We start from the raw sequence: 13,235 nt of genomic DNA, 5'->3' as shown, positions 1-13,235 counted from the left end.
TAGTATAGGAAGTTGATTGTGATGAATCCATTGAAAAGACATGAAAAAATTATGGAGGCTCTGCTGGGACGCCAGGAAGTAACCGTCAGTGATCTGAGTGAGTTGTTGCAGGTGACTGGGAAAACAGTGCGAGAGGATCTCGACAAGTTGGAGAGTATGGGACTGCTCGTACGTGTCCATGGTGGTGCTATGCTGGCTCAGAATGACCAGTATGGCATCTTGAATAGCCGTGGAGTTACCGAGAAACATCATCCGGAGAAGACGGAGATTGCTGAACGTGCCCTTGCTTACATTCGACCTGGAGATATCGTTGCTCTCGATGGTGGTAGCACCACGCTGGAGATGGCCAAACGTCTCGATAATCAACCGCTGACGGTGGTGACCAATGACCTGTTCATTATTGCGGAGCTGACCAAGAAGGAGCAAGTGCGACTGGTTGTGCCTGGCGGGGCTCGTGTACGGAATATGTTGGTTGGGGATGATACGGCTTCGTTTATATCCAGTCTTAACATTCACAAAGCCTTTATATCCACGACAGCCCTTCATCCGGAATTCGGATTATCCATATACACGGGAGATCTGGTTCCTTTGAAAAAAGCAATGATATCTGCCTCGCAGCAAGTATACGGCGTTGTGGATCATTATAAATTCGGACAATTTGCACTGCGAACTTTCGCCCAGTGTTCGGAACTGGACTACATTATCAGCGATAGTCGTTTGGATGAAGAGACGGTTGCCTTATACGAGCTGAGCGGTGTCACAGTGGATTATCAAAGTTAACCTCATTCATTATTCATGGGATTAAAGAACGGACGGCTCTACGGATTGCATATCAAAACCATGCGGAGGAATCATTCATGAACCCATTTGATTTAAGCGGACAAGTTGCACTGGTAACAGGTACCTCGGGAGGACTTGGACAAGGGATGGCCATTGGTTTGGCAGAAGCAGGTGCTGATGTGGTGCTGGTCTCTTATTCCAAGCCTGCGGCAACGGCAATTGCCATTGAAGCACTCGGACGCAAAGCTTATGTGATTGAAGCGGATTTAAGTCGTGAAGATGAGTTGTCTGCAGTGTTCGAACAGGCGCTTGCGTTCCAGGGCAGAATCGACATTCTCGTCAACAATGCCGGAATCATTCGTCGCACACCTGCGGTTGATCATGCAGGGCAGGACTGGCATGATGTAATTGGTCTGAACCTGAACACTGTATTTTTCCTAAGCCAATTGGCAGGCAGACATATGATTGAACGCGGAAGTGGCAAAATCATTAATATTGCATCCATGTTGTCCTATCAAGGTGGGATCAATGTGCCAGGGTATACAGCCAGTAAACATGGCGTTGCCGGTTTAACCAAAGCACTTGCCAATGAATGGGCAGGAAAGGGAATCCAGATTAACGGTATCGCACCTGGTTATATGGAAACCGATAATACTACCCAGATCCGTGCGGACGAGAATCGTTACCGGGATATTACAGCCCGTATTCCTGCGGGGCGCTGGGGAACACCTGAAGATCTGAAAGGCCCGGTTGTCTTTCTGGCATCTGCCGCTTCGGATTATCTGAATGGTCATGTGCTGAATGTCGATGGCGGTTGGATGGCACGTTAATCGTTTGATAATCGGATTAGCATAAGGAGGCAGTGAGATGAAACTTGGTATTCTGGCGCATACATTTGGCAAACAGCCTACAGCACAGCTTGCGCAGACGATTGCGGATAACGGATTTAATTCCGTACAGCTGGCGCTGGCCAAAGCATTATCAGATGTGGACTCATCGAATGGCAAGCTGAGCCCTGGACTGGCGAATGAGATTGGAGATCAATTTGCACAGCGCGGGGTGAAGATTGCGGTACTGGGCTGTTATATTAATCCGATTGACCCTGATCCGGTAACAAGACGTGCGGACATTGATCGATTCAAGGAGCATCTGCGTTATGCCCGGGATTTTGGTTGCAGCATGGTAGCAACGGAGACTGGGGGCTTGGACACCTATCAGGATACACATCCGGATGGATATGAAGAGAAGGCGTGGAGTGTGCTGAAAGAAACGGTTGAGGAGTTGGCTGAGGAAGCGGAGAAATGGGGCGTGCATGCGGCGATTGAGCCTGTGTCCACACATACTCTTCATACCCATGAACATATGACACGTTTGTTTGAAGAGATTCCTTCATCGAATCTGGGGATGCTGTTCGACCCGTGTAATCTGATCAAGCAACCACATGCTGCAGATCAAGGGGCTTTCTTGCGCGAGGTGATGGAATCACTGTATCAGCGCATGATTGTGATCCATGCCAAAGATGTAGCCTTTGATGCACAGGGAGAGAAGTACAATCCGGTACCTGGGGCAGGTATACTGGATTACCCGTTATTTTTTGAATTGTTAAAAACGTATAAGCCGCATATTGATATTTCACTTGAAGGCGTAACTGCGGAGGAAGCTGTACCTGCGGCCAAACATTTGCGTGAAGTATGGAGTGCAGTTCGGGTCTAACCAAACCCAGGATGAGGTATTGCATACCGAAGTCAAAGTAGCTGAAAAACCTTTGCGAGGGCAAAGGTTTTTTTTGGTACAGAAATCGATAAAGCACATATTTAATTTTTCTTATCGGAACAATCGGAAATAAGTCTTTTCAAATACGACATCTTGTGAGAGAATATGGAAAACATACGCCACCATGCGAAGACATCAGGAACTTCAAGAACGTATATATCGAGGGAGGATTCAGATTTATGTCAAACGAACGTGAGCTTTCATTTGAAACATTGGCAATTCATGCAGGCCAGGAGATTGATCCAACCACCAACGCACGAGCTGTACCCTTGTATCAGACAACATCCTATGGATTCAAGGACACCGAGCATGCAGCTAACTTGTTTGGTTTGAAAGAGTTTGGCAACATTTATACTCGTCTGATGAATCCAACAACCGACGTGTTTGAGCAACGGATTGCGGCGTTGGAAGGCGGAGCTGGAGCGCTGGCTACAGCTTCTGGTCAGGCAGCCATTACGTTTTCACTTCTGAATATTGCTGGTGCAGGAGATGAGATCGTATCTTCGGCGAGTTTGTATGGAGGTACATACAATCTGTTCTCGACGACTTTGCCGAAACTGGGTCTGGACGTGAAATTTGTGGATTCCAGTGATCCAGAGAATTTCAGAGCTGCGATTACGGAGAAAACCAAAGCATTGTATGCCGAAACGATCGGTAATCCAAAGGGGAATGTATTGGATATTGAAGCGGTAGCAGCTATCGCTCATGAACATGGAATTCCTTTGATCGTGGATAATACGTTCCCGAGTCCGTACCTGCTTCGTCCAATCGAACATGGCGCAGATATTGTCGTTCACTCTGCAACGAAATTTATTGGGGGTCATGGTACATCCATTGGTGGCGTTATCGTGGATAGCGGAAAATTTGACTGGAAAGCAAGTGGCAAGTTCCCGGGATTGACGGAGCCGGACTCCAGTTATAACGGTGTTGTATATACGGAAGCGGTTGGACCGATTGCTTATATTATCAAAGCTCGTGTACAACTTCTGCGTGACTTGGGTGCAACGATTTCTCCATTCAACTCATGGTTGTTGCTGCAAGGACTGGAGACATTACATCTGCGCGTAGAGCGTCATAGTAGCAATGCCCTTGCGGTTGCGGAATTCCTTGAGAAACATGAGGATGTGTCTTGGGTAAGTTATGCAGGTCTGCCGAGCCACGGTTCTTATGAGCTTGCAAAGAAATATCTGCCAAGAGGGCAAGGTGCGATTCTGACCTTTGGAATTAAAGGTGGTGCGGACGCAGGTCGCAAATTGATTGAAAGTGTCAAATTGTTCTCTCACCTTGCGAATGTTGGTGACTCCAAGTCTCTAATCATTCACCCGGCAAGCACAACTCATGCGCAGTTGACTGAAGATGAACAGACCGCAGCAGGGGTTAATCCGGAATTGATTCGTCTGTCTGTAGGTACTGAGAACATTCAAGACATTATCTATGATCTGGAGCAAGCCATCAAAGCAAGTCAGGGAGCAAGTGTAGGCGCATAAATGGCATTGGGTGGATGTGTAACAATCACTTAAGCGGATATGCCATAAACAGGTTATATGAATATCAATAGATGGTTAAAGCCGTTGTCCTCCGGGACAGCGGCTTTTTATCTTTTTGAACACGCATGTATGACTATCCATTGAAAAAAGCCCATTTACAAATGTGGATCACAGGCATATACTGATTAAAAGTTGTATTGGGTAAAAATAATTGCATAAGCACAAAAATGATTATCATTCTCATTCGAGATTATTGCAAAATCATTCACAAAACCATGCTGCTGCGGGACTCCCGCAGCAGCATGTGTCATTTTTAGGGCATTAACAATGGCTCTCATTCTCAATACAACTTCATCTCTGGAAGCGGAACTGAGCACATTCACTATCCGCAAACCTACCATCGAAAGGAACGTGATTCATATGCAAGCGATACATCAACCTTTACACAGACAGAAACAAGCAGAACAATGCTCATCCCAAACACCAGGTCCCAATCGGGGCAAGAAGCCTGATTTTCGAGCCATGATACAGAATAAAGAGATGCAATCAGCATTGGGCAGCGGGCTGTTGATGCTGATTGCCTGGGGAACTGCACCGTATTTTGCTACCTTATCCATCATGCTCTACATTGTGGCGTATGCCGTTGGCGGTTGGACCAAAGCGAAGGAAGGCATCGAGACACTGGTCAAGGACCGTGATCTGGATGTAAACCTGCTGATGATTGCCGCATCCCTTGGGGCAGCAGCCATCGGTTACTGGAATGAAGGAGCGATGCTGATCTTTATTTTTGCACTCAGTGGTGCGTTGGAAAGTTATGCGACAGAGCGCAGTCATAAGGATATCTCATCGTTGCTGGCGCTCAAGCCAGAGACTGCAATGCGTATTGAGGACGGACAGATGAACCTTGTGGCTATTGATGATCTGCAGCCGGGTGATCTGCTGTTGGTCAAACCGGGAGAACTTATCCCAGCAGATGGTGTCGTGTACCGGGGGAGTTCTTTTATCAATCAGTCGTCCATCACGGGAGAATCCCTGCCTGTGGACAAAGTTGTGGGGGATGAGGTCTACGCAGGTACGGTAAACGGGGAGGGTGCCTTATATGTAGAGGTCACAAAATCGGCTGAAGGGTCACTGTTTGGCAAAATCATTAAAATGGTGGAAGAAGCACAGGCAGAAGTGCCGGATTCCCAGCGTTTCATGGAGCGGTTTGAAGGAATATACGCACGCATTGTTGTAGGGGTGACTTTACTTGTGATTGCAGGAACTCCACTACTGCTTGGCTGGACATGGAATGAGGCATTTTATAAAGCGATGGTGTTTCTGGTTGTTGCTTCGCCTTGTGCATTGGTGTCTTCGATCATGCCTGTCATGCTGTCCGCGATGTCCAGTAGCGCCCGTCGTGGCATTCTCTTCAAGGGTGGTGCCCATATGGAGAATATGGCTCGCACGCGGGTCGTGGCTTTTGACAAAACAGGTACATTGACCATGGGCACCCCACAAGTGACCGATATTATTACGGCTGAACATGTAGATCGTGCTCAGCTCTTAGCTGCGGTAGCGGCGATTGAGAACCTCTCCATGCATCCTTTGGCTCGTGCCATCGTAGATCAGGCGAACAAGGAGAATATTACACTTCAGGAAGCGGAACACGTACAGGCTCTAACAGGCTGGGGCATCGAAGGAACTGTGAACGATGTGGTCTGGAGCATTGGTAAAACAGATGTACTGGGATTAATGCAGTCAGAGGAGATGAAAGATAGCAACGTTGATGATCCAGATGGACATGGTGCTAACCATATGAAGGTATCTTCTAAGTGGGACGATGTATGCTCCCGTCTTGAAGGGGAGGGGAAAACCGTATCCGCTGTTATGGCTGATGGTGAATTAGTCGGGCTGATCGCGATGCGGGACACGGTACGGCCACAGGCAGCAGCTGCAGTGAAAAAGCTTGAAGCGATGGGTGTAAAAGTTGCCATGTTAACAGGAGATCGAGCCAGATCAGCTTCTGTAATTGCGCGTGAAACTGGAGTAAGCATGGTCTATGCAGACTTGCTGCCTGGAGATAAAGTGAAGCAGGTCCAAGCGCTCCGCAAACAGTATGGTCCTGTGTTAATGGTAGGGGATGGTGTCAATGATGCACCGGCACTTGCAGCAGCTACTGTGGGTATGGGGATGGGATTGTCCGGCAGCGGAACTGCACTGGAGGTCGCTGATGCGGTACTCATGAACGATAACATTGAAGAGATCGCTTGGGTGATTGGGCAGGCTCGTCGAGCTCAGCGTACGGTGAAACAGAATATGTGTTTTGCCATCACCGTTATTCTGGCCTTAATTGCTGGGAACTTCCTCCAAGACGTCGCACTGCCTTTGGGTGTGGTAGGTCATGAAGGCAGTACAATTCTGGTTATTCTGAATGGGCTTAGGCTGCTACGGTAATGAGATTTGAAGAGGAAAATGAGTAATTTGTTTCGCTGGTAGTATGCGGCTGGTTTAACAGCTTACGTTTGAACCTTGGGTCAGTGGGCAATGATTCGAAGAGACGATTCGAGGATAAAGGGAGCTGTGAAATATGGGACGTTATGTACAAGTGGAACCAAATGTAAAAGTATATGTTGAAGATATTGGCGAAGGCACCCCGGTTGTCTTTTTGCGTGGCTGGCCTGTTAATTATAAAATGTTTGAATACCAATTGAACGTACTGCCGAACCATGGCATTCGTGCCATCGCGATAGATTTTAGAGGATATGGCTTATCGGATAAGCCTTCAACAGGATAAGATTATGATCGCATGGCAGACGATGTTCGTGCCGTTATTGATGATCTGGAGCTGAAAGACGCGGTACTCGCAGGATTATCTATGGGTGGAGCGATCGCAGTACATTACATGGCTCGCCATAAGGGACATGGTGTCTCCAAGCTGGCCTTGTTATCTGCGGCAGCACCTGTGTTCACACAGCGTGAAGGTTATCCGTATGGATTGACTCCAGAGCAGCTGAACGAGCAGATCATTGAGCCGATCTTTGAAGATCGTCCGAAGTTACTGGAGACGTTTGGCGGCATGTTCTTCGCGAAGAAACACAGCCAGCCATTCATGGATTGGTTCCACGCCCTCGGCATGGAAGCTTCATCTTATGGTACCATTCGCAGTGCAATTGCGTTACGGGATGAGGACTTGCGAGGTGACGGGAAAAAAGATGAGATCTGTCCGTTTGAGTTCGCCGAGCAGATGCACCAAGGCATCGCTTCGTCTCAACTGATTGCTTTTGAAGAGAGCGGTCATGGTGCATTCTATGATGAATTGGAAAAATTCAATTCGGAACTGATTCGTTTCATCCAATCCTGATCAGGAGTGGGCGCAATATCTCTGACAGACGATCCCAGTAATTTCATGGAATCTTCATTTGTGGCTAAACAAAGAACCCGGTCGACAGTCTTGGACTGTTCGCTCGGGTTCTTTAGTCTTCAATTAAAACAGTTCGGTCAGACCAATCATCGTGATGAGCCCGAGCAAAAAGGACATCGTCGCCACACGTGCATTACCATCACCGTGACTCTCAGGGATAAGTTCCTTATAAACAATGAACATCATCGCACCGGCTGCAAAGGCCAGACCATAAGGCACAAGACCAGCTACGAGACTGCTCAAGGTGTAACCAATCATAGCTGTAATAATCTCTACCGCTCCGGTCAGGGTGGCAATACCCAGCGCTTTGAAGCGGCCAATGTTCTGGTTCACGAGAAAGAGGGCCACCAAGAATCCTTCCGGTGCATTCTGCAATCCGATGGAAAAGGCAATGAGATTGCCCAGGCTCTCATCTGAGCTTGCATAGCTGACACCAACGGATAACCCTTCCGGCAGGTTATGCATGGTGATGGCTGCAATAATCATGAAGGCTTTGGTTTCAATTTTAAAAGGCATTTTCTCGGGATTCTCCAGATCGACGTGTGGAATCTTCATCTCCAGCACCAGTAGAACCAGGCTACCAAGCAAAATACCAAATGCGAGTACAAAAAGATTTGATTGGCCAAGTGCTTCCGGAATGAGGTTATACACTGAAGCCGAGGTCATAATACCTGCAGCGTAGGCCAGCAAGATATCACGCAGACGGTGTGATATTTTGCGCATAAATAAAATCGGTACGGCCCCTAGGCCGGTAGACATGGCTGATATAAAACTGCCAATGAGTGCATCGTTCATGCTTCCATTTTCCCTCCTGATGAAGACTTCTTCATAATCGCTGCCGAGCATTGACACCGTACATAAAAGAGATCATAATGAACAACAGATTAGAATGATTATAAATTAGAATTCCGTTTCTGCATAGGATAATTCTCATTTCGCAGGCAGGACTTGTGGACATGATATGGGCTTTTCGTTCTAGTGTATGCAAAAGCCTAAGCTTTTGATGCTCGAGGGCCTAACCTTTTTGCAGAACCCGGGGGAGGAACTATACATGTATAAATCAATTATTATTGGAACAGGCCCTGCAGGGCTGACAGCAGCAATCTATCTGGCACGTGCCAACTTGAACCCACTCGTTATTGAAGGACCACAACCTGGTGGCCAACTGACAACAACGACTGAAGTGGAGAACTTCCCAGGTTTCCCTGATGGGATTATGGGTCCTGAACTGATGGACAACATGCGTAAACAAGCTGAGCGCTTCGGTGCTGAATTCCGCACAGGCTGGGTGAACAACATCGACATGAGCGAGCGTCCATTCAAGATTCAAGTTGAAGGTATGGGTGAACTCGTATCGGAAACATTGATCCTGTCTACAGGCGCATCTGCTAAATACCTCGGTATCCCTGGCGAAGAAACAAATGTAGGTCGTGGTGTCAGCACATGTGCAACATGTGATGGATTCTTCTTCCGTAACAAAGAAATCATCGTCATCGGCGGTGGCGACTCTGCTCTTGAGGAAGCAAGCTTCTTGTCCCGTTTCGGTTCCAAAGTAACGCTGGTACACCGTCGTGAAGAACTGCGTGGCTCCAAAATCATGCAGGATCGTGCACGCAGCAACGAAAAAGTAGAAATGGCTTTGAACCGTACACCACTTGAAGTACTCGCTGGCGACAACGGCGTAACCGGACTGAAAGTGTTGAACAACGAAACAGGTGAAGAAGAAGTGATTCCGGCAAGCGGCGTATTCGTAGCGATCGGTCACACACCAAACACTGGTTTCCTTGGCGGACAGATCACGACGGACGAACATGGTTATATCCTGACTACACCAGGTACATCCGAGACAAACATTCCAGGCGTATTCGCATGTGGTGACGTACAGGATACACGTTACAAACAAGCGATTACAGCTGCAGGTAGCGGATGTATGGCTGCCATGGACACAGAGAAATACATTGAGAGCTTGGAGCACAGCGCAGTTGTTCTGTAATAGAATGAGCTGATTCCAACCAAACTATAGATTAATATAAAACCATATGAGGTGAATTAAACATGGAAAACGTAATTGTATATACATCAACGAACTGCCCGAACTGCAAATCCGTAAAAACGTTCCTGGCTGACAAAGGTATCTCTTATGAAGAGCGCAACATCGAAACTAGCGATGAATATGCACAACAAGTATGGGACATGGGCGTACGTGCCGTGCCATTGACTGTCATCGGTGAACACCGCATTCTGGGTATGAACAAAACTCAATTTGCCAAAGCATTGGACGCTTAAATCAGGCTGATTATCTGAATCATCATGTGTTGAAAGAAATTTTCGATTCATATGCAATTCCGGTTTTCGCGAGCCGTTAGGATATAGAAAGAACCGTACCCGGAAGGGTACGGTTTTTTGTGCAAACGCAGAATATGATCTAGAAAAAAATACTCATGAAAGTCTGAAATACAACATACACCAGCAATCCTGACAGCATGTACATGAAACCAGCCTTCTTTTTGCTCTGGAACAATCGGAGTATGCCAAGGCTGAACAAGGGCGCAAGCACAATCAGGAACAGGAGTACGGTGACAAACATTTGCGCCGAGATATCTGAAGTATCCACGTAGGTCACGCTTTTTTTCACTCCGTTTCGTTATCGGAATTAACACAGCTTCATCCACACAGCCATGACAAAAATCACATAACCCCATTATACATCTGGATTTCTTTAACAAAAAGGGAGGAAATGGGGCGAAATGATGTCAATTTTCATCTGTTATTAGACAGACACCCTAATTTTTCCTAAAAACTGGGATATCGCAGAGTAAGCGGCACCAACGCGGGTGGAACGGCTGCCCAGAGCTGCCCATTCAATCTGCAAACTGCGGCGGTGATAAGGTAATGTACGTTCCTCGACAACTTGTTTTAACGCTGTTTCAATCCAGGGACCTGCTTCAGAGAGCGGACCGCCAATGATAATACGTTCCGGGTTGAAACTGTTAACGATATTGGTAATGCCAATCCCCAGTTTGCGCCCAATCGTGTTGTATAATTCCTGAACAGCCTCGTGGCCTTGCTCGGCATAATGAATAAGCTCGCGTGTAGTATGAGCAGGTAATTTTAGCTGATGATCCGGGTGCTCGTAAGCTTTTTCCGATGCGTATAACTCCCAGCAACCACGATTACCACAGGAGCAGGGCAGACCTTCCGCTTCAATGGACATATGGCCTGTTTCCCCTGCGTAGCCCCATGCGCCTTTGTATAATTCACCATCTACCATGATGCCTGAACCAATCCCCATGCCTGCACTGATGTAGATCATGTGACGGACATCGATACCTGCCCCAAAATTCAGCTCTCCATGAGCACCCGCATTGGCTTCATTATCGATCGTTACAGGCAGTTCAAATTCTTCTTCAAGCATTGAGCGCAGAGTTACCTTCTCCCACCCCAGGTTGGGTGCAAACAGGACCGTTCCTGCCTCATCCACCATGCCGGGCACGCCGATACCAATACCAATGACGCCGTGAGGGGAAGGAGGAGCTGCTTCAATGAGCTGCTTTGCTGCCAATTTCAATTGCTCCAGTACAGAGGACACATCATGATGTTCCAAGGTCACTGCGTACTCTGTCATGATGTGTCCTTCCAGATCTGTAAGCACGCCTTTCAAATGAGTCACACTGAGTTCCAGACCGACTGCATAGCCTGATGTCCCTCGAAACAGCAGCATGAGTGGTTTACGTCCGCCGCTGGATTCACCAGGGCCAATCTCTTGCACCAGGTCATCACTGATCAGATCAGCAACCAGATTGGATACCGTTGCTTTGTTCAGCCCCGTAACCTCGGACACTCGCGCACGAGAAAGAGGGGCATGGCGCCGGATCGTATCCAGAACGATCGACTTGTTTATTTTTTTGACCAGCATCTGGTCTCCGGTAATTTTCATATGGTTAAGGCACTCCTATTCTTCTGATAAAAGGGTTCTGACCCACATCCGAAACAAGTTATTCGACTATTATAGCGTAAACAAACATGTAAAAAACAATTTTATTTTACTTTGTTTAACCAATAGACAAAGTAAATTCGATGTGATAGGATAACGGTGTAAACGATTTCTTAAAACTATTGAGGAGGCATTTTACACATGGCCTATTTTGAATCCGTTAATAAAATTGCATTTGAAGGTAAAGATTCCAAGAATCCTTTTGCTTTTAAACATTATAATCCGGAAGAAGTGGTAGCCGGCAAATCGATGGAAGAACATTTCCGTTTTGGCATGGCTTACTGGCATACATTAACTGCAGGCGGCAGTGACCCGTTCGGTGCGGAGACAGCTGTTCGTTCGTGGGATAAATACTCGGGTCTGGACCTCGCGAAAGTACGCGTGGAAGCGGCATTTGAATTTTTGGAAAAAATGAATCTCCCGTTCTTCTGTTTCCACGATGTGGACATTGCACCAGAAGGTAACAACCTGCGTGAGTTCTACAGCAACATTGATACAATCGTTGATCTGATTGAAGATCATATGAAATCCAGCGGCAAAAAACTGCTCTGGAACACGGCAAACATGTTCTCGAACCCACGCTTCATGTTTGGTGCAGCATCCACTTGCAACGCAGACGTGTATGCTCACGCTGCAGCACAGATCAAAAAAGGTCTGGAAGTGGGTAAACGCCTGGGCGCTGAAAACTATGTATTCTGGGGCGGTCGTGAAGGTTACGACACATTGCTGAACACAGACATGCAACTGGAGCAAGACAACATTGCTCGCATGTTCCACATGGCTGTAGACTACGCGAAGGAAATTGGCTTTGACGCACAATTCCTGATCGAGCCTAAACCAAAAGAGCCAACAAAACACCAATATGATTATGATGCAGCAACTTCCATTGCTTTCTTGCAAAAATACGGTTTGGACAAACACTTCAAACTTAACCTGGAAGCGAACCATGCTACACTGGCTGGTCATACATTCGATCACGAAATCCGCGTTGCTCGTACAAACGGCATGCTCGGTTCCCTCGATGCGAACCAAGGCGACATGTTGATCGGTTGGGATACGGATGAGTTCCCGGTTGATATGTACGATGCTACGTTGACAATGTATGAAGTATTGAAAAACGGCGGTATCGGCCGTGGTGGTGTGAACTTTGACGCGAAAGTACGTCGTGGTTCCTTCGAAGCAGACGATCTGTTCCTGGCACACATCGCAGGTATGGACACGTATGCAAAAGGTCTGAAAGTAGCAGCGAAGTTGATTGAAGATCGTGTATTCGATGACTTCATCGAAAAACGTTACAGCAGCTTCAGCGAAGGTATTGGCGCAGATGTGGTTGCAGGTAAAGCGACACTGGCTTCCCTTGCTGAGTATGCACTCAACAACGAAAGCCCACGCAAAAATCAATCCGGACGTCAGGAATTGCTGAGAGCACAACTTAACCAGTACATCCTGGCTGACTAATAGCGCATAAGGCAGGGTTGGTGCACGTCGGCCACCGATGGTTATTCAACTCATATGTGTTGGACATTAGTATCCAAGCTTGCCTATGCACAAGATTAGCTTGTACCATGGAACGCCTGAACAAGCATGACATTCGGACCGTCCCCGACTTTCCCTTGGGAAGACGGGGGCGGTTTTTTGGTTAAACAAACAACACGATTTTTAAGATTTTTGATATAAATGTTTCTTTAAGATGGTGCATGCAGAACGAAGTGAGCAGAAAGGACCCGAGGAAGCGGAGCGTGCGCATTTATCACCGGATTTCTCCCTTGCTAAAGGGTATAAAGGAAATCCGGGGGTA

Annotated in this window: 11 protein-coding genes and 1 pseudogene; 9 read left to right on the top strand and 3 right to left on the bottom strand. The window is 47.2% G+C overall.

Annotated features, from left to right (window positions below; translation table 11 throughout):
• Nucleotides 1-21 precede the first annotated feature (21 nt).
• The 6 genes and pseudogenes from NST33_RS26620 (at nt 22) to NST33_RS26595 (ending at nt 7,383) form a co-directional block, all read left to right on the top strand.
• Nucleotides 22-780: a DeoR/GlpR family DNA-binding transcription regulator gene (locus tag NST33_RS26620; protein ID WP_221820760.1), complete on the top strand. Its 759-nt coding sequence runs from the start codon at nt 22-24 to the stop codon at nt 778-780.
• A gap of 77 nt (nt 781-857) precedes the next feature.
• On the top strand, nt 858-1,610 hold the full coding sequence (kduD, locus tag NST33_RS26615) for a 2-dehydro-3-deoxy-D-gluconate 5-dehydrogenase KduD (RefSeq protein WP_221820762.1): 753 nt from the start codon (nt 858-860) through the stop codon (nt 1,608-1,610).
• A gap of 37 nt (nt 1,611-1,647) precedes the next feature.
• Nucleotides 1,648-2,493: a sugar phosphate isomerase/epimerase gene (locus NST33_RS26610; RefSeq protein WP_221820764.1), complete on the top strand. Its 846-nt coding sequence runs from the start codon at nt 1,648-1,650 to the stop codon at nt 2,491-2,493.
• Between the two features lie 239 nt (nt 2,494-2,732).
• A complete protein-coding gene (locus NST33_RS26605) occupies nt 2,733-4,040 on the top strand; it encodes a homocysteine synthase (RefSeq protein ID WP_339179470.1) in 1,308 nt (435 codons plus the stop codon).
• 420 nt (nt 4,041-4,460) lie between these two features.
• Entirely contained in the window at nt 4,461-6,476 is a 2,016-nt protein-coding gene (locus NST33_RS26600; protein ID WP_339308775.1) for a heavy metal translocating P-type ATPase, read from the top strand.
• Nucleotides 6,477-6,609: 133 nt separating this feature from the next.
• A pseudogene (locus NST33_RS26595) lies at nt 6,610-7,383 on the top strand (alpha/beta hydrolase).
• A 123-nt stretch (nt 7,384-7,506) separates the two neighbouring features.
• Here the strand turns inward: NST33_RS26595 and NST33_RS26590 are convergent.
• The gene (locus NST33_RS26590; RefSeq protein WP_221820769.1) at nt 7,507-8,238 is read right to left on the bottom strand and encodes a ZIP family metal transporter; all 732 of its coding nucleotides are present in this window, start codon (nt 8,236-8,238) and stop codon (nt 7,507-7,509) included.
• 256 nt (nt 8,239-8,494) lie between these two features.
• On the opposite strand from NST33_RS26590, the gene trxB reads away from it, so the two are divergent.
• On the top strand, nt 8,495-9,436 hold the full coding sequence (trxB, locus tag NST33_RS26585; RefSeq protein ID WP_036668032.1) for a thioredoxin-disulfide reductase: 942 nt from the start codon (nt 8,495-8,497) through the stop codon (nt 9,434-9,436).
• A gap of 62 nt (nt 9,437-9,498) precedes the next feature.
• A complete protein-coding gene (locus tag NST33_RS26580; RefSeq protein WP_076212704.1) occupies nt 9,499-9,729 on the top strand; it encodes a glutaredoxin family protein in 231 nt (76 codons plus the stop codon).
• Nucleotides 9,730-9,868: 139 nt separating this feature from the next.
• Here the strand turns inward: NST33_RS26580 and NST33_RS26575 are convergent, their stop codons facing one another.
• Nucleotides 9,869-10,066, bottom strand: a complete 198-nt coding sequence (locus tag NST33_RS26575) for a hypothetical protein (protein WP_017692236.1) — start codon at nt 10,064-10,066, stop codon at nt 9,869-9,871.
• A 147-nt stretch (nt 10,067-10,213) separates the two neighbouring features.
• The gene (locus tag NST33_RS26570; protein ID WP_339305660.1) at nt 10,214-11,380 is read right to left on the bottom strand and encodes an ROK family protein; all 1,167 of its coding nucleotides are present in this window, start codon (nt 11,378-11,380) and stop codon (nt 10,214-10,216) included.
• Nucleotides 11,381-11,578: 198 nt separating this feature from the next.
• On the opposite strand from NST33_RS26570, the gene xylA reads away from it, so the two are divergent.
• Nucleotides 11,579-12,895, top strand: coding sequence for a xylose isomerase (xylA, locus tag NST33_RS26565; RefSeq protein WP_036606941.1), 1,317 nt, complete (start codon nt 11,579-11,581; stop codon nt 12,893-12,895).
• The last annotated feature ends 340 nt before the right edge of the window (nt 12,896-13,235 follow it).

The organism is Paenibacillus sp. FSL L8-0435 (assembly GCF_037965655.1).
In the GTDB taxonomy this organism is placed as follows: Bacteria; Bacillota; Bacilli; order Paenibacillales; family Paenibacillaceae; genus Paenibacillus.
The sequence above is the reverse complement of the archived record's forward strand: the minus strand, read 5'-3'. Positions and strand labels throughout refer to the sequence as shown.